Annotated in this window: 22 protein-coding genes; 1 reads left to right on the top strand and 21 read right to left on the bottom strand. The window is 58.5% G+C overall.

The window, feature by feature from the left end; translation table 11 throughout:
• Positions 1-31: 31 nt before the first annotated feature.
• The 18 genes from ABD013_RS09765 to ABD013_RS09680 all read right to left on the bottom strand — a co-directional run bounded on the left by ABD013_RS09765 (position 32) and on the right by ABD013_RS09680 (position 15,533).
• Positions 32-805 carry an ABC transporter ATP-binding protein gene (locus ABD013_RS09765; RefSeq protein ID WP_343805315.1) on the bottom strand — a complete coding sequence of 258 codons (774 nt, stop codon included), beginning with the start codon at positions 803-805 and terminating at the stop codon, positions 32-34.
• Between the two features lie 164 nt (positions 806-969).
• Positions 970-1,452, bottom strand: a complete 483-nt coding sequence (locus ABD013_RS09760; RefSeq protein WP_343805313.1) for a GNAT family N-acetyltransferase — start codon at positions 1,450-1,452, stop codon at positions 970-972.
• Between the two features lie 169 nt (positions 1,453-1,621).
• Complete coding sequence (locus ABD013_RS09755; RefSeq protein ID WP_343805311.1) at positions 1,622-1,936, bottom strand: antibiotic biosynthesis monooxygenase family protein; 315 nt, start codon at positions 1,934-1,936, stop codon at positions 1,622-1,624.
• Between the two features lie 64 nt (positions 1,937-2,000).
• Complete coding sequence (locus ABD013_RS09750; protein ID WP_343805308.1) at positions 2,001-3,335, bottom strand: TRAP transporter large permease; 1,335 nt, start codon at positions 3,333-3,335, stop codon at positions 2,001-2,003.
• 11 nt (positions 3,336-3,346) lie between these two features.
• Positions 3,347-3,859 (bottom strand): TRAP transporter small permease subunit, encoded by a 513-nt coding sequence (locus ABD013_RS09745; RefSeq protein WP_343805306.1) that lies wholly within the window; start codon positions 3,857-3,859, stop codon positions 3,347-3,349.
• Positions 3,860-3,921: 62 nt separating this feature from the next.
• Positions 3,922-4,950, bottom strand: coding sequence for a TRAP transporter substrate-binding protein (locus ABD013_RS09740; protein ID WP_343805304.1), 1,029 nt, complete (start codon positions 4,948-4,950; stop codon positions 3,922-3,924).
• Positions 4,951-4,978: 28 nt separating this feature from the next.
• Positions 4,979-5,899 carry a flavin reductase gene (locus ABD013_RS09735; protein WP_343805302.1) on the bottom strand — a complete coding sequence of 307 codons (921 nt, stop codon included), beginning with the start codon at positions 5,897-5,899 and terminating at the stop codon, positions 4,979-4,981.
• Between the two features lie 14 nt (positions 5,900-5,913).
• Complete coding sequence (locus ABD013_RS09730; protein WP_343805300.1) at positions 5,914-6,837, bottom strand: catechol 2,3-dioxygenase; 924 nt, start codon at positions 6,835-6,837, stop codon at positions 5,914-5,916.
• A 72-nt stretch (positions 6,838-6,909) separates the two neighbouring features.
• On the bottom strand, positions 6,910-8,226 hold the full coding sequence (locus ABD013_RS09725; RefSeq protein ID WP_343805297.1) for a TRAP transporter large permease: 1,317 nt from the start codon (positions 8,224-8,226) through the stop codon (positions 6,910-6,912).
• Entirely contained in the window at positions 8,226-8,747 is a 522-nt protein-coding gene (locus ABD013_RS09720; RefSeq protein ID WP_343805295.1) for a TRAP transporter small permease, read from the bottom strand. The genes ABD013_RS09725 and ABD013_RS09720 overlap by 1 nt, the downstream gene beginning before the upstream one ends.
• 9 nt (positions 8,748-8,756) lie before the next feature.
• Complete coding sequence (locus ABD013_RS09715) at positions 8,757-9,785, bottom strand: TRAP transporter substrate-binding protein (protein WP_343805293.1); 1,029 nt, start codon at positions 9,783-9,785, stop codon at positions 8,757-8,759.
• An 87-nt stretch (positions 9,786-9,872) separates the two neighbouring features.
• Positions 9,873-10,835 carry a PDR/VanB family oxidoreductase gene (locus tag ABD013_RS09710; RefSeq protein WP_343805291.1) on the bottom strand — a complete coding sequence of 321 codons (963 nt, stop codon included), beginning with the start codon at positions 10,833-10,835 and terminating at the stop codon, positions 9,873-9,875.
• A gap of 10 nt (positions 10,836-10,845) precedes the next feature.
• Positions 10,846-11,601, bottom strand: a complete 756-nt coding sequence (locus ABD013_RS09705) for an SDR family NAD(P)-dependent oxidoreductase (protein WP_343805289.1) — start codon at positions 11,599-11,601, stop codon at positions 10,846-10,848.
• An 11-nt stretch (positions 11,602-11,612) separates the two neighbouring features.
• Positions 11,613-12,095, bottom strand: coding sequence for an aromatic-ring-hydroxylating dioxygenase subunit beta (locus ABD013_RS09700; RefSeq protein WP_343805287.1), 483 nt, complete (start codon positions 12,093-12,095; stop codon positions 11,613-11,615).
• Positions 12,096-12,097: 2 nt separating this feature from the next.
• Complete coding sequence (locus tag ABD013_RS09695; protein WP_343805285.1) at positions 12,098-13,405, bottom strand: aromatic ring-hydroxylating oxygenase subunit alpha; 1,308 nt, start codon at positions 13,403-13,405, stop codon at positions 12,098-12,100.
• Between the two features lie 49 nt (positions 13,406-13,454).
• A complete protein-coding gene (locus ABD013_RS09690) occupies positions 13,455-13,973 on the bottom strand; it encodes a nuclear transport factor 2 family protein (protein ID WP_343805283.1) in 519 nt (172 codons plus the stop codon).
• A gap of 25 nt (positions 13,974-13,998) precedes the next feature.
• Entirely contained in the window at positions 13,999-14,361 is a 363-nt protein-coding gene (locus ABD013_RS09685) for an IacB protein (RefSeq protein WP_343805281.1), read from the bottom strand.
• A 23-nt stretch (positions 14,362-14,384) separates the two neighbouring features.
• Positions 14,385-15,533: an acyl-CoA dehydrogenase family protein gene (locus ABD013_RS09680; protein ID WP_343805279.1), complete on the bottom strand. Its 1,149-nt coding sequence runs from the start codon at positions 15,531-15,533 to the stop codon at positions 14,385-14,387.
• A gap of 524 nt (positions 15,534-16,057) precedes the next feature.
• Between ABD013_RS09680 and ABD013_RS09675 the strand changes: the two genes are divergently transcribed.
• Positions 16,058-16,537: a MarR family winged helix-turn-helix transcriptional regulator gene (locus tag ABD013_RS09675; protein WP_343805277.1), complete on the top strand. Its 480-nt coding sequence runs from the start codon at positions 16,058-16,060 to the stop codon at positions 16,535-16,537.
• A 157-nt stretch (positions 16,538-16,694) separates the two neighbouring features.
• Here ABD013_RS09675 and ABD013_RS09670 read toward each other — a convergent pair whose 3' ends face one another.
• The 3 genes from ABD013_RS09670 to ABD013_RS09660 are packed head-to-tail and all read right to left on the bottom strand — an operon-like array spanning position 16,695 to position 18,776.
• The gene (locus tag ABD013_RS09670; protein ID WP_343805275.1) at positions 16,695-17,534 is read right to left on the bottom strand and encodes a class III extradiol dioxygenase family protein; all 840 of its coding nucleotides are present in this window, start codon (positions 17,532-17,534) and stop codon (positions 16,695-16,697) included.
• On the bottom strand, positions 17,527-17,892 hold the full coding sequence (locus ABD013_RS09665; RefSeq protein ID WP_343805273.1) for a protocatechuate 4,5-dioxygenase subunit alpha: 366 nt from the start codon (positions 17,890-17,892) through the stop codon (positions 17,527-17,529). The genes ABD013_RS09670 and ABD013_RS09665 overlap by 8 nt, the downstream gene beginning before the upstream one ends.
• A gap of 11 nt (positions 17,893-17,903) precedes the next feature.
• A complete protein-coding gene (locus tag ABD013_RS09660) occupies positions 17,904-18,776 on the bottom strand; it encodes an amidohydrolase family protein (protein ID WP_343805271.1) in 873 nt (290 codons plus the stop codon).
• Positions 18,777-18,788: the final 12 nt, after the last annotated feature.

Below are 18,788 nucleotides of genomic sequence, written 5' to 3'. Positions count from 1 at the left end.
TGCCTGCCAAATCCGACCCTCGTGAGGTCATTCAGGCGTGGCTGGCCATGAAGTCCTGGACCCGCTGCGAGCGCGGACGGTCGAAAACTTCTTCCGGGGTACCGGATTCCTCAATCTGTCCCTGATGCAGGAAAACCACCTGACTGGACACCTCGCGCGCAAAACGCATCTCATGGGTCACAATCAGCATAGTGCGACCTTCTTCTGCCAGCGAACGCATCACGGCCAACACTTCGTTGACCAGCTCCGGGTCCAGGGCTGAAGTCGGTTCATCAAACAGCAGCACCTGCGGATCCATCGCCAGGGCGCGGGCAATGGCGACGCGCTGCTGCTGCCCACCCGACAGGTTGGTCGGGTAGGCGTCACGCTTGTTCAGCAACCCAACCCGGTCAAGCAGTTCCTCGGCGCGGCTGATCGCCTGATCGCGGGACTGCTTGAGCACCTGGGTTGGTGCCTCGATGATATTTTCAAGTATGGATTTGTGCGGCCAGAGGTTGAAGTTCTGGAACACGAAGCCAATGCGTGAACGCATGCGCTCGAGCTGACGAGTATTGGCAGCGCGCAGGTCACCATCCTTGCCCGGTACCAGGTTCAGCTCTTCGCCTGCGATCCTGATCTGTCCTTGACTGGGCCGCTCCAGCAGGTTGATACAACGCAGCAGCGTACTCTTGCCGGAACCACTCGAACCCAGGATCGAGATCACTTCACCATCGCACGCACTCAGAGAGACCCCTTTGAGCACTTCCAGCGAGCCGTAGGACTTATGAATATCGATTAATTCAAGGGCGGTATTTTTTTCGGTCATGGGTTCAACCCGATCGGACATACGACCATCAGAAAATTAAACGCGCGATTGTACATCCAAAGTAGAACAGGGTCACCTTTTGGACTATTCGAACACTTTGGCTGCATCACCGGGCCTAAAATCAACTTTATACATTAAGCACTTAAGATCCGCGTGGCGGAGTCTCAGATTTCGGCCAGCGCAGCCAGCTCTTTTCCGGCCAGGCGATAGACCGTCCAGCCATCCATGGGCCTGGCGCCAATGGATTTGTAAAACTGAATGGCAGGTTCATTCCAGTCCAGCACGGACCATTCAAAACGGCCACACTCTTTGGCAACCGCGATCTTCGCCAGATGTTTCAGGATCGCCTTGCCTGCGCCAAACTTGCGGTATTCCGGCGAGACATACAGGTCCTCCAGATACATGCCATTACGCCCCATCCAGGTGGAGTAATTATAAAAATAGACGGCAAACCCGACCGGCTCACCATTGATCAGACAGATCACGGCATCGACGGTTGAATCGGCCCCAAAGATGCTGGTCTCAATGCTGGCCTCGGTTGCCACCACCGCCTGGGGCTCTTTTTCGTACTCAGCCAGCTCCTTGATGAATCGCAGAATCAGCGCCGAGTCTTCAACCCTGGCATCCCTTATTTCGATTTGGTGCATCTGTTTACCCACTATTTTTCCCACCGCGTAAGAACTTGAAACGGCTTCTATGCCAGTAAAACGAAAAAGGGCCAACGATTCGATTCGTCGGCCCTTGTTTACGCCTGAAGGCACAATTTTAACACCCTCGACTGCAATGACGGAAACCGCCTGAAAGCACGCGTACTGTTTATCCATCCTGTCCGGTTTGCGACAACATCGCTGGTGACATCGCCTCGAAGTATTTCACTTTTGCCTCTGTCATCATCACCTTCTGATGTTTGGGCGCGATCTCTTCACCCGCTCGCTTGCCAGCACTCTCGGCAGCCGCCTTGGTTTCCCACAGGGAGAATGAACCATATTCGATTTCGTCTTCCGAGACGCCGAAGGTCACACTGATAAAGCCATCCAGGTTTTGGAAGAGTTCATAAACCTCTCTGGCAAAGGCTTCAATCTCGGGCCGATTGTCGGGCGTGGACCTGAACGTTAAATGACGTGCGTACATAAGACCTCCCTCGCTTGATGGGGCCTTCTCCAGTGTAGATGAAGAAACCGGCGGGTTGAGCTCCCTACTCCAGCATCCACAGCGCCAACGATGGATACATCGCCACCAGCCCCAGCGTCAGCAGCTGCAACGCCACAAAGGGTACGGCCCCCTTGTAGATCTCCAGCATGCTGATATCCCGGGTAGCGCTGCGAATATAGAACAGTGCCATCCCCACCGGCGGTGTCAGGAATGAGGTTTGCAGACAGAGCGCCATCAGGATCGCCACCCAGACCGGCTCGAAGCCAAACCCGGTCAGGATCGGCATCACCAGCGGCGCCACGATCAGCACAATCTCCATCCAGTCGAGGAAGAAACCCAACAGGAACACCACCAGGATCACCAGCGCCAGCACACCTTCAGGGCTGAACGGCAATGCGTAAAGCGCGTTCTCAATCACCTCGTCGCCACCGTAACCACGCAATACCACCGAGAAGCAGGAAGCGCCAAAAATCAGGGCATAGAGGAAAGCTACCGTACGACCCGTCTGGTAGCACACCTGACGCAGGTCGGACCAGTTCAGTCGTTTAGACGCCCAGGCCAGGAAAGTCGCACCGGCCGCACCAATGCCGGAGGCTTCCGTCGGTGAGGCAATACCGGCAAGAATGGAACCCAACACCGCGATTACCAGCAGCAGCGGCGCCAGCAGCGCACTGGCCATTTCACGCAGCAGCTGCCAGACAGCCACCTTATCGTTTGCTCGCGCCATAGCAGGCATTTCATGTGGGCGCAGCAGGGCGTACCCCAGCAGGAAAACCACAAAACAACAGGCCAGCAGCAGCCCCGGCAGAATCGCGCCCATAAACAGATCGCCCACCGGTATGCGCAACTGATCCCCCATCACCACCAGCATGATCGACGGTGGCACCAGGATACCCAGGCAGCCGGTGGCGCCCACAGTGCCGGCACTGAGCCAGCGGGCATAACCCGACTGCACCATGGTCGGCAAGGCGATGGTGGCCAGCAGTACCACGGATGCGCCGATGATGCCGGTGGATGCAGCCAACACGACGCCGATCAGTACCACTGCGATCGCCAGCCCGCCCGGCGCCGGCCCCAGCACACGGCGCATTGCCAGTATCAGCCGTTCTGCAATGCCGGAGCGGTCCAGCATGTAGCCCATGAAGATGAACATCGACATGGGAATCAGCGAATAGCTCGACAGCGTATTGAAGATGCGGTTAGAGACAAAGCCGATCATCCGCAGCTCGGCCACTTCGGCTATTTCGAAGGGCTCCAGCACACTGCCCAGCGCGGCAAACAGAACACCGACACCGCCAAGTACGAAGGCCACCGGAAAGCCGGAGAACAGAATCAGCATGAAACAGCCGAAGATCAGAAAGACAAAGAGTGCATCCATGGCGGGTATTCCTAGTGGGCGCGGCGATTGCCGAGGCGGCACAGGCAATTAAGCAGCAACGCAAAGCCCTGCAGCGTCAGCAGGGTCATACCGGCCGCCATGATGCCCTTGATGATGTAACGGGCCGGCAAGCCGGACGGCATCGGCGACCCCTCCTTCAATTCCCAGGAGTAAGCCGCCAGCTTCCAGGCATGCCAGCTCACCAGGCCTGTGAACGGCAGGAACAGCAGAACAAGCCCCAGCAGGTTGACCCAGTCCTTGCCTCGGGGCCGTAGACGGTTGTAGAGCAGGTCCACGCGGACATGCTCATCAGCCTGCAACGCAAAGGCAAGACAGCACATCACCACAGTGGCATTGAGGTGCCACTGCAGCTCTTCCAGCTCTATCAGGCCTATATTGAAGACGTATCTCAGAATGACATTGACCAGAATGGTCAGGACCAGCAACGGCAGGATCAGCGCCCCACTCTTGCCGATCAGAACGGACAGGCGCTCGATACGTCCTGCCAAGGCTCGGACAGCCATGATCAACCTCCCAGACACACCCGGACAACAACGGGGCAGGCATTACCCGCCCCGCTCACGACTCAGTCGGATTTGTGACGGCTCCAGAGAGAAGCTTTTTCACGGTAGGCCTGTAACGAGTCCCAAACCCGCTTGAAGTCGGCATCCGCTGCCGCCTGCTCCGCCATCACCTCGCCAGTGGCCTGACGGAAGGCCGTCATCACCTCATCAGGGAAGGCGCGGATCTCGGTACCGGCGGCCTTGAATTTGGCAATCGCCTCGGCGTTGGGCACCGTAGTTGAGGTGATCGACCAGATGTGGGTTTCTCGACAGGTATCCTCGATCAAACCGCGCTGGGCATCATCCATGGCATCCCATTTGCGCTTGTTTATGATCAGCTCGTTTATCGCCGCCGGCTGGTGCCAGCCCGGCAGGTAGTAGTACTTGGCTGCCTTTTCAAAACCCATGGCCGCATCAATCGCCGGCATGGAGAACTCGGTGCCATCGATCACGCCCCGCTCCAGGTTGGGGTAGATATCACCACCGCTGAGCAGCACAACCGAGGCCCCCGCTTTCTTCATCACCTCACCGGCCAGGCCGGCAAAGCGGATCTTCTTGCCCTTGAGGTCTTCGGGGCTGTTAATCTCGAAGGTGTACCAGCCCCCCGCTTCTGAATCCATCAGGCCACAGGGCACGGGTACCACGCCCTGTTTGGCGTAGATCTCACGCCAGATCTCCAGGCCTCCTCCGTTATAGAGCCAGCCCAGATAGTCCATCGCATCCGGTCCGAAAGGTACGCCACCGAACAGCTGCACGGCCGGGAAACGCCCCGCCACGTACAGCGGCGAGGTGTAACCGGCATCCAGGCTGCCCTGCTGCACGGCATCGAAGATCTGCAACGGCGGCACCAGCTTGCCCGCCGAGTAGAGCTTCACCTTGAGGCTTCCCGTCCCCTTGGCATTGATCCGTTCGGCAAAGTGAGCCGCATTCTGGCCACTGGCCGGCAACGTCAGCGGCCAGGCACTCTGTACATCGATGGATACGCGGGCAGCCTGGGCGCCACCCGCCCAGAGAGCCGCCGCAACCGCTACGCTCAGCACTCGCATCTTCATGATCTCTCTCCCTGTTCGAAGCCCTTGTTTAACCGGCAAAGCCCTGCTGCAGCAGTCTCAGGCTCTCCTTGAGTGCCTGCTGCTGATCGCTGCTGAGGCAGGACATCACCTGCTGCTCATGCTCGATCGCCTTGTCCAGCAGCTGTGCCGCCAGTTGCTGACCCTTTTCGGTCAGGCGGAAGCCTTCATCGGCAACCTGCAGCAATCCCTTGTCCTGCAGCCACTCACCAGTATCAGCCAACTCCTTCAGCGGTTGGGACACGAAGCGACTGATCTGCTCCGGCGCCATCGGCTCGCCATCCGCCAGCAGGGTCAGCACACGCCACTCCTCGGCGGTAACGCCGAAATGACTCAGCTGTGGATAAAAGTCAGCCGCATAGGCGTTCAGCGTCTGGCGCAACTGATAGAGCAGGTAATCACCGAGGAAGCCGCGCGCTTCCAGCGACTCGGTCGGCGCCTGCACCGCGGGATGAGTTTCCGGCACGGCGTAACGGCCATTGTGGAATACCAGTGAGCTGACGTTGTCCTCGTAGTGGTATTCGGTCACCTCACCGACGATGATGAAATGATCACCGCCTTCGTACACCTCCCAGGTGTTGCAGGCGAACCAGGCCGCGGTATCGGGCAGCAGCGGCGCACCGTTGGCACAGTCGCGGGTATCCACACCCGAGAACTTGTCCTCGCCACGACGAGCAAAGCCGTTGGACATCTCCACTTGGTCGTTGCGCAACACGTTGATGGCAAAACCGCTGCCCTTGGTGAAGGCATCCAGGCTCCAGGCGCCCTTGTCGATGCTCCAGAGCACCAGCGCCGGCTCGATCGACAGGGTGTTGAAGCTGCTCGCCGTCATGCCGATCGGGTTGCCCTCGGCGTCACGGGTGGTGATCACGGTCACGCCGGTGGGAAACTTGCCCAGTGCGCGGCGGAAATCTTTCGGATCAAATGACATAAGTACCTCCGGCATCAGGTCAGGGCAGTCAGGAAGCGCTCGTTGAGCTGACGGTCGTGATAGAAGATCGCCTTGCCCAGCTTGTCTGCATCCCAGGTAATCGGTTCGTGGTCCGGGTAGAAGTAGTCACCGCCACAGAACACCTCGTTGCGGTTGCCGGACGGGTCGAAGAAGTAGATCGTCTGGCCATGGGTGATGCCGTGTCGCGTCGGACCGATATCGATGGAGGTATCGGTCATCGAGATCAGGTCACCAGCGCGCAGCACGTCTTCCCAGGTTTCCAGGAAGAAGGAGGCATGGTGGAATTTGCCCGGCTCGGGATGATCGATAAAGGCGATATCGTGAGCTTTCATGCTGGTGGTCAGGAATTGCGCCACCCGCTTGCCGTCCGGCGTCATCACCTGCTCACACAAATCAAAGCCGAGCACCTCGCGGAAGAGGTCATAGGTCTGGTCCAGGTTCGGCCCATAGAGCAGGCAGTGGTCAAAACGCTGGGCCTTCATGCCCTTGAGGTCACGCGGCCAGGCTTCCGGGTTGTGGTTACCGACGCCGTAGCGGCCGGTCTGCTCCTTGGTGGCAAACAGCTCGAAGTTATGCCCGGTCGGTGCCTGGAAGCGGATGCGACGGCCGCAGTTCTTCAGCTCGCCGGCCGGAATTTCGTCCACCTCGATACCGTATGCGGTCAGCGCCTGCTGCAGCCGATCGAGGGTCTCTTCGTCCAGGCACTTGAAGCCCATGAAATCCATGCCCGGCTGGTCCGCTTCACGCAGAACCACCGAGAATTTGTCCACTTCGGTCCAGCCCTTGAGGTAGACACGGCCCTGGTCGTCACGGTCCATCTCGATCAGGCCCAGCAGGTCCACGTAGTGCTGGAGCGCTTCATCCAGATCCAGCACGCGGATCTGTACATGTCCGGGACGCATTACACCTTTTTTCATTGGGTTACCTCATCGTTATTCTTATAGGTTGCTTGCACGCTGCTTTTGTATGTAACTGTGTAAATAATTGCCCTAGCCCACAGCGTTAGGCAGCATCAGTGACAGGGACGGAATGGTGATGATCAGCACCAGGCGCACGATGTCGGCCATCCAGAACGGCGTCACGCCACGGAAGATGGTGGATAGCTTCACGTCGGGCACCACACCGCGCAGGACGAATACGTTCATGCCCACCGGCGGTGTAATCAGGCTGATCTCGGTGACCACGACCACCAGAATGCCGAACCAGATCAGGTCGAAGCCCATCGCTTCCACCATCGGGTAGAACACCGGCACCGTCAGCAGGATCATCGACATGCTCTCCAGCACGCAGCCGAGCAGCAGGTAAACCGCCACCAGGATCAGGATCACCATGAAGGGACTGAAACCGGACTCCAGCACCCAATCCTTGAGGATCATCGGCATGCCGGTGAGGTTGATGAAGTTGGAGAAGATCACCGCACCGATCACCAGGAAGAACAGCATCGCCGTGGTGCGAGCGGCACCGGTCAGCGAGCGCTGAAACATCTTGAAGCTCAGCTTGCCGCTGAACAAGGCGATCAGGAAAGCCCCCGAGGCGCCGATACCGGCCGCTTCGGTCGGGGTAAAGATACCGGCATAGATACCGCCCATGACGATGATGAAGATCAGGTTGATACCCCAGACACCTTTCATCGAAATCAGGCGTTCCTTCCAGGAAGAGCGCTTACCCGCCGGGCCGATTTCCGGCTTCAGGCGCACGGCAAAAACCACCGCCAGCATGTACAGAATCACACCGATCAGACCGGGCAACAGACCGGCAATAAACAGCTTGCCGATATCGCTTTCGGTCATCAGGCCATAGATCACCAGGATCACACTGGGGGGAATCAGAATGCCCAGGGTGCCGCCAGCGGCAATGGCACCGGTGGCCAGGCTGTCGGCGTACTTGTATTCACGCATGGAGGGCATCGCCACCTTGGACATGGTCGCAGCCGTGGCCATGGAGCTGCCGCACACGGCGGAAAAGGCACCGCAGGACACCACAGTCGCCAGTGCCAGGCCACCCTTGAAATGACCCAGGAAGGCGTTGGCGGCGCGATAAAGCTCCTTGGACATGCCCGACTCAGTAATCAGATTGCCCATCAGCAGGAACAGGGGCACCACCGACAGGCCGTAGGCCAGGCCGGTATCAAACGCGGTGGACGCGATCATGTTCAGCGCGGTATCCCAGCCGCGCGGATTGCCATAGGTGAGCTGCTGCACCAGCGCGAAGCCGACCACACCCACGATTCCCATGGCAACCCCCAGCGGCACCCGGGCCAGGATCAGCACCATCAGTGCTGCGAAGCCGATCAGACTTGCCTCCATTACTGCACTCCTCTCGAGGACTTGCCGTTTCGGTCAAACAGCAGCTTGATAAACAGGATCAATGCGGACACTGACACAGTGACCGCCATCAAAAAGGCGAGCCAGGCATAGGGAATCTGCAGCACCGCCGTTGTATCTTCGTATCGCAGAACCTTGAAGGCATGCTCCCAGAGCACCCAGGCGAAGACGCTGAAAGCCAGTACGTTGATCAGGCCGACCAGCCAGTACTGCACCGCCAGGACCCGGTCGCTCAGCGCCGAGTCAAGGATGTCCACAGCGATGTGGCCACCCTCGGCGGTAATCAGCGGCAATCCCAGAAAGATCACCGCTGCCAGCATCAACTCCGTCACTTCAAAGGCACCGGTCACCGGAGCCGAGAACAGGTAGCGCCCCAAAACATCCACCAGGGTCAGCGCCATCATCATGAACATGACGAGGGCTGCCGTACCGCTTAGCAGCTTGTTAAGGAGACCTTCTCCACGTACCAGCCAACCACTGCTCTGTGTGCGAGTTGAGTTCATCGTTTACCCTCAGCGAGTCTGCGCCACATTCTGCTGATGGCTCAGTTTGCGGAAAGCTTCCAGCGCCGCCTTGCCGTCAACTCCAAGCTCTGCTGCGGTTTTCAGCCATTCGGCTTCCATCGGTGCACTGGCATTGCTGATTTCAGTCAGGAAGGCCTCATTGGCGGTAACCACTTCGTTGCCATTGGCCTGAATCGCAGCCAGCCCCTTGGCGTCCTGGGTATCCCACATCTCACCGGCCAGGCGGGCGAAGGCTTCACCGGAAACCGATTCAATCGCCTTCTGGTCTTCTTCAGACAGGTCGGCAAAACGATCACGATTCATCACCAGGAAGAAGCTGAAGTTGTACAGACCGCCCGGCACCAGCGTGGTGTGAGTAGTCTTGTCCTGAATCTTGAACGCCGGCACAGATTCCAGCGGGAACAGAGTGCCATCGGCCACGCCGCTGGATACCAGTTCATAGGTGCTGGAAGAAGGCTTCTGCAGGGTCACGGCACCCAGCTCAGTGGCGATATCGTTCATGATGCCGCCGCCCACGCGCAGCTTCAGACCTTCCAGGTCGCTGGCTGCATTAACGGTGCGCTTGCTGTTGTGAATATGGCCCGGACCATGGGTAAACAGACCCAGCAGTTTGACGTCCTTGTGTTCGCCAGCCTGTTTCAGGTAGTCGTTGTAGACGTTCCAGTAGGCCACGGACGTGCCAACCGCACTGTCACCGCCAAACGGGAACTCGACCATTTTGTACAGTTTGAAGCGGCCCGGCGTGTAGCCATGCGCGCTGTAGGTGATATCCGCCTGACCTTCACGCGCAATATCGTAATGAACCTTGGGGTGACCCAGAGCCGACGGCAGCATGATGATCTTCACCCGACCGTCTGTCGCCTCTTCGACATTCTTGATCCAGGGCTTCATCACGTCCTTGACCAGCGGATGGCCAGAGGGCAGCCAGGAGGACATGGTCAGACGCGTTTCTGCGCTGGCAGTAGTGGCCAGAAGTGCAAGGGTTGCAGAAGCTGCAACACGGAGAATCGTTTTCATTTTTATAGTCTCCCGTTTGGATTTTTTGATTCCCATTGGAATCGGTGTTCTGCCACAGCCTGGCTGCGGCAGCTTTACAGCAAACTGTCAGATATCCACAACCAGGCGGCTGCTCTTGGCGCGTGAGCAACAGAGCGCAATCTGGTCGTTATCCTCTTTCTCCTCATCGGTCAGGAAATGGTCACGGTGATCAGGCGTACCCTCGACCACGTCACAGATGCAGGTGCCGCAAACCCCTTCTTCGCAGGACATCTGCACCTTCACGCCAGCCGCTTTCAGGGCCGTGGCGATGCTTTCATTCGGGCCGACCTGAACGGTCACATCACTGGCTTCGGCATAGACTTCGAACGCCTCGCCACTGATGTCGACATCGGCATTGAAGTACTCGAAGTGAACCTGGTGGTCCGGCAGTCCGGCAGCCTTGCCCTGCTCGATCACCCAATCCATGAAGCCACTGGGGCCACAGACATAGAGATGGGTGCCCGGGCGCGCGGCGGCCAACGCCTTGGGATCGATGCGCTGGTCTTCTCCGGCATCATCGAAATGCAGCACCAGACGATCACCGAACTCGCGCTTGAGTTCGGCGAGGAAAGCGGCCTTGCTTTCGCTGCGACTGCAGTAGTGCAGCTCGAACGATTTGCCGGCTGCTTTCAGCGCGTAGGCCATGGCGATCATCGGCGTGATACCGATACCGCCGCCGATCAGCAGGCTGTGCTCGGCATCCAGATCCAGCGGGAAGTGGTTGCGCGGCACGCTGATCTGCACCGCGGCACCGGCCTTGAGCTCGGCATGGATCTGCCGGGAGCCGCCGCGGGAGTTTGGATCATTGAGAATACCGAGACGATAAGTTGTTTCACCTGGCGCATTGCTCAGCGAGTACTGGCGAATCAGCTCAGGCGCCACCACCACGTCGATGTGAGCCCCGGCCTCGAACAGCGGCAGTGCGCTGCCGTCAGCCGCCGCCAGTTCAAACACCGCGATCTCGTCGGTCTGGTCGTCGCGACGGGTAATGGTCGCGTTGATGAGAGTGTTGTCGATACTACTAGTCATAGGTCTTGCCTCAGCGCATGAACAGGCCGCCGTTGATGTCCCAGGTAGTGCCGGTGGCGAAGGCCGCTTCCGGCCGTGCCAGCTGCACCACCATGTCGCCGATGAAATCGGCATCGCCCAGCTGCCCCACCGGGATGGCGCTCAGCAGTGTCGGCAGACGTTCTTCCGGCACCAGCGCCTTCACCATCGGCGAGTCGATCGGACCCGGGGCGATGGCATTCACCGTCACCCCCTGTCCGGCCAGTTCTTTGGCGAACACCTTGGTCAGGGTCAGGATGCCGCCCTTGGAGGCGGCGTAATGGGCGCCGGTCGAGGTTCCCCCGTTCTGGCCAGCCAGAGAGGACATATTGATAATCCGTCCGTAACCCTGGTCAGCCATATAGCGTCCTATCACCTGACACCCCACGAAGGTGCCACCCAGGTTGATATTGACAATGTCGTTGAACTCCTCGGCCGAGATCTCCATCACCGGGGTGGCTCGGGTCACGGCCGCATTGTTCACCAGCACATGCAAGGCACCCCAGCGCTCCAGCACCTGAGTCAGGGCTGTTTCGAAGTCACTTTTCAGTGCGACGTTGAGTGCCACCGCCATGGCGGTTTCACCACTGGCATCCAGGGCAGCAGCCGCCTGTTGCGCAGCTTCGGCATTAATGTCGCTGAGCACCACTCGGTAACCGGCATCATGCAGACGCCGGGCGATGTGATTGCCCAACCCCTGGGCGGCACCGGTGACCAGAGCCACCTGAGACTGTGCGGGTGTCGACATGGTCGGTCTCCTTAGAAGATGAAGCTGACAGTGCGCAGGAAGCCGTCGGCGTGCAGCAGCTTCACCACTTTCTGTTCCAGCTTGAAGCCGTCAGCGGTCGGCTTCAGGGTGTATTCCACGTTGGCCGGATAGGTCACCAGCTTGCCGTGGCGCAGCTCGTTCAGGGTCATGGCGCAGCGAGCGATGACAACATCTTCACCGGCTTCGAGCACACGGACACGGGACATCATGCGCACGGTGTTGCCCACGGACAGCGCCGAGACGGACTCGCCGTTTTCCAGACGGGCGACGCGCATGCGGCGCATGTCGGCGTCATCCAGCGCCAGGTTCAGGGTATTCAGGTAGTCGGTTTCATTCAGGTCCGCCGGCACGATGTAGAGGCCGGAATCGGTCCACAGGGAAAGCCATTCCTGGTAGCCCTTGTGGTCCAGCAGGTCCGCTTCGTAGCCGATGAATTCAGTCACCTGAGCCAGCAGTTGGGTATTGGATTTCATGCTTATTTCTCCTCTGCTGTTTCGGCTGCGCCGGCGGCGGCCATCATCTTCTTGTACTGGCGGTAGGCACCTCGCATGCCGGTCTCGGAGCAGACTGCACCAGCCGGGTTGCCATCTTTGGAGTCATGCAGGTTGTTCATGCCGCGGTTGACCAGGATCCAGCCGTCGGTGCCGGCCATGGAGCCCTTCTGTACCCGCTCCCAGGCTTCACCGTCATCCGGCGTACCGAAGCCCATCGGGCCCTGGAAGTGCTCATGCAGACGCATGCGCTTGCGGTTGAATGCATCCGGCGCACCTTCGCCGCCCAGTGCCACGTGCTGAATCTCGGTTTCGCCGACGCTGACCGGACGCAGGACGCGGAAGAACGCCATGGAGCAGGACACGTTCGGGAACAGGTTCAGGTTGAAGCCGGTACCGTGCGCCGCGCGGACCAGTTTCTTCACTTCGTCTTCAGACTTGCCTTCATCGCGCAGCGCCTGTGCCAGTGCCGCGAAACGCTCCGGGATCGGCTGGTCGAGATCTTCTTCCAGGTCGACCAGCTGCGGGATCATCACCATGACACTGTGACCGTTGCCCAGATCTTCGACGAAGCCTTCACCGTCGAGGAAGTCAAAGATGTCGGCAGTCGCTTCGTCCAGCGAGGTCACGAAGGACTTGTGCACGATCGGGAAGTGGTAAGCATCAGTGGTGTTTTCCAGCTGGATCTTCCAGTTGCCCGGGAAGTTGAAACGGTGCTCGCCCAGCACTTTCACCGGATAGCCACCACCCTGCTTCATGAACAGGTCGATCCACTTCTTCGCCGCACCGAGGAAATCTTCCAGCGGCTCGATGTCGTCATTGAAGGTGGCGAAGACCATGCCCTGGTAGGTTTCCACGCGCAGGCTTTCCAGCGGCATATCCTTCTTGTCGAATACGCCGTCGTACTCTTCCGGCTTCGGCAGCGCACGCAGGCTGCCATCCAGGCCGTAGCCCCAGCCGTGGTACGGGCAGGTAAATGCCTTGGTCTTGCCCTTGCGCGCCTCGCAAACAGTGGCGCCACGGTGGCGGCAGCGGTTCTGCAGTACATGCAGGTTCATCTTGCGGTCGCGGCTGAGGATCACCGGCTGGCGACCGATGTAAGCGGTCTTGAAGCTGCCGGCTTCCGGCACTTCGCTTTCGTGACCGACGAACACCCAGGTGTTGTTGAACACCTTATCCAGCTCTTCCTCGAAGATCTCCGGGTTGGAGTAGAGGTCCTTGTGTACGCGCCCCTCTTCCACCATCTCAGCCGCTTTCAGGCTGATGTTCTGCATTTCGATCAATTCACTCATGGTCTGCTCTCTTATTCTTGCTCGGCCCATGGCTGTCGCCATCGGGCACTTATTCTTCAGGAACCGGCAGCGGCTGCGGGTTATCCCAGGGTGTCTGCACCGGGCGGTTGAATCGGCTGGTGGTGCAGAAGTGGGCGATTTTCCAGCGCCCTTCTTCCTTGCGGAAACGCACGTTGAGCAGTGCGCTGCTCAATTGGGAGCGCCCGTCCGCAAAGGTCGCGGTCTGCAGCAACACCCAGCTACCTTCGGCTTCGCTATCGCTCAGCACGTCCACCTTTTCGGAGGTCAGAAAGTGCACATTGAGTGCGAAGTGCGCCGGCGGCAGGGTGTACTTCTCGAACATCGCCCGCACCGCTTCACGCCCTTCCCGGCGGCCAAAGGTGTTGGCATAACGCTTGCCCTTGCCTTCCCAGATGGCATCTTCGGTAAACAGCACCATCAGCGGCGCCAAATCGAAGCCTTCGTCCAGGTAGTCGCACAGCTGCATGTACTCATGCAGGCAGGCACTGACGTCCCGAGCTGCTTCCAGGGCACTGACTCGCTGTCGCAGCTGCTCCAGTTCGCTCATCACTCTGTCCTCAAAAGCACTGCCCTCAGGCACGCTGCACGATCAGTTCACGACCGATGCGCGCTTCCACCTTGGCGTAGCGCCAAAGCTTGTAGGGGCCCTTGCCTACTTCGGTGCTGCGGAACAGGTTGCAACAGGCCACCACTGTGTCGTAATCGGCCACATCGGCCAGCAGGTAGGTGGTCCAGGGATAGCCGCTGGAGGGGCCGACCATGCTCTGGTCGTCATCCATGTTGCCGATCACCTCGACACCATCCATGTCATGGATGCCGTTCCACATCTCGCCAAAGGCGGCCCAGACATCGAGTTGTTCTTCACGCGGCGCATCCATGAAGTTCTGGTTGATGCCCATGCAAAACAGGACGCGCAGGGGGGTCTTGGTAGTCATGTGTCTATCTCCTGTCAGTCGATTCAGAGGTAACCCGGCAGCGGGTCGTGGCCAAAGAACATGGCGCCGGCATTTTTAAGCGTGACCGCGCCCATAAAGGCATGCTGGGTCGCCATCATGGAGTCACGCAGAATTCGTGACAGCGGGTGGTCGTTGTAGGTGCTGGTCATGCCCGCCACCTGATAGGCGATGCGGATGGCTTCGGCACACTCATGGGTCAGGTTGGTGGTCGCCAGACGCACCAGGTTGATCTGCTCGCGACTGGGTTTGCCACCTGACTGGATACTGTTCCAGGCATCCTCGGTAGCTTCATAGAAGAAGGCGCGGGAAGCACGCAGTTTGGCTTCGGCCCTGGCAATCTCGATCTGGACATATTCACGCTCACCCAGATTCGGCGCACCGGTGACGGACTTGCGCCCAGCCGCCATGCCCTGCACCACATCCAGCGCTTCACGGGCCAGGCCTGCGGTGGTCACAGACAGCACCTGAGCAGCAAAGGCCAGGGACGGGTAGCGGAAGAAATCGGACGCGATATTGGGCTGGCCGCCCCGGACAAAGGTCCACTCTTCCGGCACGAAGACTTCTTCAACGATCAGGTCGTGACTGCCGGTACCCACCATGCCGATCACATCCCAATTAGGCACGATCTTGACCTTGTCGGCCGGCATCACCGCCATGCGCGGCAGCGGCTCTCCACCATCCGGCTGAATGCCGACGCCGATCAGTGAAGCGCCCATACAGCCACTGCCGAACTTCCAGCAACCACTGACGATGAAACCACCATCGACTTTTTTCGCCGGCTGCGTCGGGAAGATGCCGCCTGCAAAGACGATATTCGGGGTTTCGGACCAGACCTTGTCGATAGTGGCAGGGGGCAAAGCAGCCAGATAGGCGGGGTTCATACCAAAGCTTGCGACCCAGCCGGCTGAACCATCAGCAGCGGCCATGGCCTCGACCATCTGCAGAAATTCCATTGGGCTGCGTTCATCGCCACCCAGCGCCTTGGGGACCATCGCCCTGTAAACGCCGATATCCTTGAAGGACTCGATGATGTCGTGGGAGATGTATTTCTGGTCTTCAAACTCCTGTCGGCGCTTGCGCACCTCGTCCAGCAGGGCGTCGAATACGGTCTCCCCGCCCCAAAGAGATTTGTCGATCTGATAACCAGGCATGTCGCTCGGCTCCATATTGTTGTCTTTATTGTGCTGTGGCGCTGGCACCCCGCCTGTAGCCGTTTGGCTGTTTACACGCGGTTCTCGGCCTGTTCAGTGCAGCGCTGTTTGCCTCATGAGCTGAACAAAGAATTTCACTTATCACTTGATTCGTCAACTAATCAAACAACACCATTTCCATGACCCCTGTCACTTTCAGCCCAACTCACACCCACCAAGCAAAGCACGCACCAAAAAGCAAAAACACAACCAAAAACCAGAAAAAATAAGCCAAAAACCACAAAAAACAACACAAAGAAGCAAAACCCAAAAACTATTTAGATGCCCTAAAACCAACATGAAACCCATTTTTGACATTCATACATCCCATTTTTGCCAACCAATAAACCGATCAAAAACAGTGCAAAAAGTAAAAAATATGCACCAAAAAATTTCACCATCTCGGGATTAGCGATATACTTTCCCAGTCAACTATCCTCAGCAGCACACTCGCAGGGCGCTGCTGCCAGAGAGCCGTTTTTCCGATGAGCAATAAACGCAAAGCCGACATGTACGACCCACTAAGCGACAACTTCAAGCGTCGCGAATTTCCCTTCTATTGGGTCGCCCAGCTCAATGCACGCTACACCCAGGAGATGGAGCGCCTGCTGAAGAAGGTCGACATGGATGTGCCCCGCTGGCGAATCATCATGATTCTGAAAGAGCATTCCGAACTGAGCATCTCGGAAATTGCCGATCATGCCGTCGCCAAGCTGCCGACGACGACCAAGATTCTCTACCGCATGCGAGATGAAGGACTGGTACTGCTGAAAACATCACCCGAGGATGGGCGAGTGACGCTGGTTTCGTTGACGGACAAGGGACTGGATCGACTGGAGGAGATTCGTGGCTCGGTGAGCCAACTGTTCAAGCGCAGTTTCAAGGGGCTGACATCAGCCCAGATAGGACGCGCCAACACCCTGCTGGCGAAGATCTATGACAACCTGGTTCAGGGGGCCGATTGAAACGCCGCTGTCAGACGAGCGCAAACAACCTGCCCAATCGGCAGCGAAGTCGTTGCTGACGACGAAAAAAACCCCGGACAAGCCGGGGCAAAAGACCTGTAATTAAGAGGGAGACTGAGAAAACAGGTCTGACCTACTAGCTGTTAGCTGTAGAATTTCAGTCGTTGACCAGCAGCTGCAGACCCGCGCCGGTGTTGGATATCGGCGCCACGTAATTGCGGTGCACTTCCTTCACATCACCCAGCAGGCAGCCGCGCATCGCCAGCCACATGTTCAGCTCAACGCCCTGAGCGCCGGCGATCTCGACCAGATCGTCGTTGCTGTATTGGGTCAGGGCTTCTGGGTCGCTGACCAGCTTATCCATGCACTCCAGATCGAAGTCGGAGTTGATGATGCCGGCACGCTCGCCATCGAGCTGGTGCGACAAACCACCGGTACCGAACACTACGACTTTCTGATCACCGGCGAAGGATTCCACCGCCTTGCCGATCGCCTGGCCAAGCGCGAAGCAGCGGGACGGCTTGGGCATCGGATAACGCTCGCAGTTGATGCAAACCGGAATCACCTTCAGGTGCTGGTAGTTATGGCCCGGGTACATCACCGACAGCGGCACGGTCAGGCCGTGATCCACCTTGATGTCCTGGCAGATGGTCGGGTCGAAGTCGTGCTCGATCAGCTCGTTGGCGATATGCCAGGACAGCTCGGTTTCACCTGTTACCGGCGGGATGGTCGCAATGCCCCAGCCTTCGTCGGCGTTTTCGTACTGCGGCGCACAGCCCAGGGCAAAGGTCGGCTTCTTGTCGAGGAACATCTCCAGACCGTGGTCGTTGTAGAACACGATGGCGATGTCGGGCTGCTGTTCATTCAGCCACTCGCGCACCGGCGGGTAGCCGGCAAAGAAATCCTTCCAGTAAGGGGTGTCTTCCAGCCCCTTGTCCATGGCGATACCGATCGCCGGAATGTGGGAGGTGGTGATGCCACCGATAACCTTAGCCATTGTTTTTCCCCCTGCCCTGGCTGTCCAGGTATGCCTGAAACTCTTCGGTGGTACGACCGGTCTGCAGACCGCCGATATCCTGCATGTTCAACCCGAGCAGGCCGGCGAACTTGGCCAGATAGTAAATGCTGCCGCCTTCGCGCTGCAGCGCAAGAATATCGCGATTAATGATCGCGGCCTTCTGTGCCTCGGTCAGACCGAACTTGTCACAGTAGGCTGCCTCATCCGCCTTGAATGCGTCGCGACCCTCAGCACTGTTGAAGGAGTAGCACATCTTGTTCAGCGCATAGCCCTTGGTGGCCATGGGGCCATCAAAAAAGATGGTACCCGGTACCTCGCGGTGCGTTGAGCTCATCATCGGTTCTCCTGTCAGGACCAGTAAAGGCGCATCGGGTTGTCGACCAGCAGCTTCTGCTGCAGCTCGGCGGTCGTTGCGATCTGCGGGATCACATCCACCAGCTTGCCGTCATCAGGCGTGTGCGACTTCATGTTCGGGTGCGGCCAGTCGGTACCCCACAGGCAACGATCCGGGAACTTCTCGACCAGAGCCTTCATGAACGGTACCACGTCGCTGTAATCCGGTGGCGTCTGGGTCAGGCGCTCAGGACAGGTGGTCTTGACCCACACCTTGTCGTTGCTTGCCATGAAGTCGATGAAGCGCTGGAAGTCAGCGTGCTCAACCCCCCTGGTGACATCAGGACGGCCCATGTGATCGACCACAATGGTGGTATCGAGCTCGTTCAGGAAAGGGATCAGCTCTTCCAGATCCGGCGCTTCGAAATACACCACGATATGCCAGCCCAGCGGCTTGATCTTTTCAGCGATCGACAGGAACACCTCTTTTGGCGTAGTGTCGACCAGACGCTTGACGAAGTTGAAGCGCACGGCACGCACGCCGGCTTCATCCATCGCCTTGAGCTCCGCTTCGGTGATCGCAGGATCAACCACGGCTACGCCGCGTGCCAGCTCACCGGCGTTTTCCAGCGCATCGATCAACGCCGCATTGTCGGTGCCGTGACAGGACGCCTGTACGATCACGTTGCGAGAGAACCCGAGGTAATCACGCAGCTCGAACAGTTTTTCCTTGGGCGCATCACAGGGCGTGTACTTGCGCTTCGGGTGGTAGGGAAACTTGTCTGCCGGGCCAAATACATGACAATGGGCATCCACGGCTCCTTCCGGCGCCTTGAATTCAGGCTTGCTCGGGTTGGCGTGGAAAGGCAGGTAATCAGGATCCATCATTTCGGTACACCT

The organism is Marinobacterium maritimum (assembly GCF_039523155.1).
Lineage (GTDB): Bacteria > Pseudomonadota > Gammaproteobacteria > Pseudomonadales > Balneatricaceae > Marinobacterium > Marinobacterium maritimum.
Note: the sequence above shows the minus strand (reverse complement) of the source record. Positions and strands in the feature narration are given on the sequence as shown.

Bases quoted from the DNA above. Each gene is read 5' to 3' on its own strand.
- ABD013_RS09675 (WP_343805277.1), top strand. From the start codon at position 16,058: ATGAGCAATAAACGCAAAGCCGACATGTACGACCCACTAAGCGACAAC.
- ABD013_RS09705 (WP_343805289.1), bottom strand. From the start codon at position 11,601: ATGTCGACACCCGCACAGTCTCAGGTGGCTCTGGTCACCGGTGCCGCC.
- ABD013_RS09740 (WP_343805304.1), bottom strand. From the start codon at position 4,950: ATGAAGATGCGAGTGCTGAGCGTAGCGGTTGCGGCGGCTCTCTGGGCG.
- ABD013_RS09730 (WP_343805300.1), bottom strand. From the start codon at position 6,837: ATGAAAAAAGGTGTAATGCGTCCCGGACATGTACAGATCCGCGTGCTG.
- ABD013_RS09680 (WP_343805279.1), bottom strand. From the start codon at position 15,533: ATGCCTGGTTATCAGATCGACAAATCTCTTTGGGGCGGGGAGACCGTA.
- ABD013_RS09690 (WP_343805283.1), bottom strand. From the start codon at position 13,973: ATGAGCGAACTGGAGCAGCTGCGACAGCGAGTCAGTGCCCTGGAAGCA.
- ABD013_RS09725 (WP_343805297.1), bottom strand. From the start codon at position 8,226: ATGGAGGCAAGTCTGATCGGCTTCGCAGCACTGATGGTGCTGATCCTG.
- ABD013_RS09665 (WP_343805273.1), bottom strand. From the start codon at position 17,892: ATGATGAGCTCAACGCACCGCGAGGTACCGGGTACCATCTTTTTTGAT.
- ABD013_RS09695 (WP_343805285.1), bottom strand. From the start codon at position 13,405: ATGAGTGAATTGATCGAAATGCAGAACATCAGCCTGAAAGCGGCTGAG.
- ABD013_RS09670 (WP_343805275.1), bottom strand. From the start codon at position 17,534: ATGGCTAAGGTTATCGGTGGCATCACCACCTCCCACATTCCGGCGATC.
- ABD013_RS09660 (WP_343805271.1), bottom strand. From the start codon at position 18,776: ATGATGGATCCTGATTACCTGCCTTTCCACGCCAACCCGAGCAAGCCT.
- ABD013_RS09760 (WP_343805313.1), bottom strand. From the start codon at position 1,452: ATGCACCAAATCGAAATAAGGGATGCCAGGGTTGAAGACTCGGCGCTG.
- ABD013_RS09750 (WP_343805308.1), bottom strand. From the start codon at position 3,335: ATGGATGCACTCTTTGTCTTTCTGATCTTCGGCTGTTTCATGCTGATT.
- ABD013_RS09710 (WP_343805291.1), bottom strand. From the start codon at position 10,835: ATGACTAGTAGTATCGACAACACTCTCATCAACGCGACCATTACCCGT.
- ABD013_RS09715 (WP_343805293.1), bottom strand. From the start codon at position 9,785: ATGAAAACGATTCTCCGTGTTGCAGCTTCTGCAACCCTTGCACTTCTG.
- ABD013_RS09720 (WP_343805295.1), bottom strand. From the start codon at position 8,747: ATGAACTCAACTCGCACACAGAGCAGTGGTTGGCTGGTACGTGGAGAA.
- ABD013_RS09755 (WP_343805311.1), bottom strand. From the start codon at position 1,936: ATGTACGCACGTCATTTAACGTTCAGGTCCACGCCCGACAATCGGCCC.
- ABD013_RS09685 (WP_343805281.1), bottom strand. From the start codon at position 14,361: ATGACTACCAAGACCCCCCTGCGCGTCCTGTTTTGCATGGGCATCAAC.
- ABD013_RS09745 (WP_343805306.1), bottom strand. From the start codon at position 3,859: ATGGCTGTCCGAGCCTTGGCAGGACGTATCGAGCGCCTGTCCGTTCTG.
- ABD013_RS09735 (WP_343805302.1), bottom strand. From the start codon at position 5,899: ATGTCATTTGATCCGAAAGATTTCCGCCGCGCACTGGGCAAGTTTCCC.
- ABD013_RS09765 (WP_343805315.1), bottom strand. From the start codon at position 805: ATGACCGAAAAAAATACCGCCCTTGAATTAATCGATATTCATAAGTCC.
- ABD013_RS09700 (WP_343805287.1), bottom strand. From the start codon at position 12,095: ATGAAATCCAATACCCAACTGCTGGCTCAGGTGACTGAATTCATCGGC.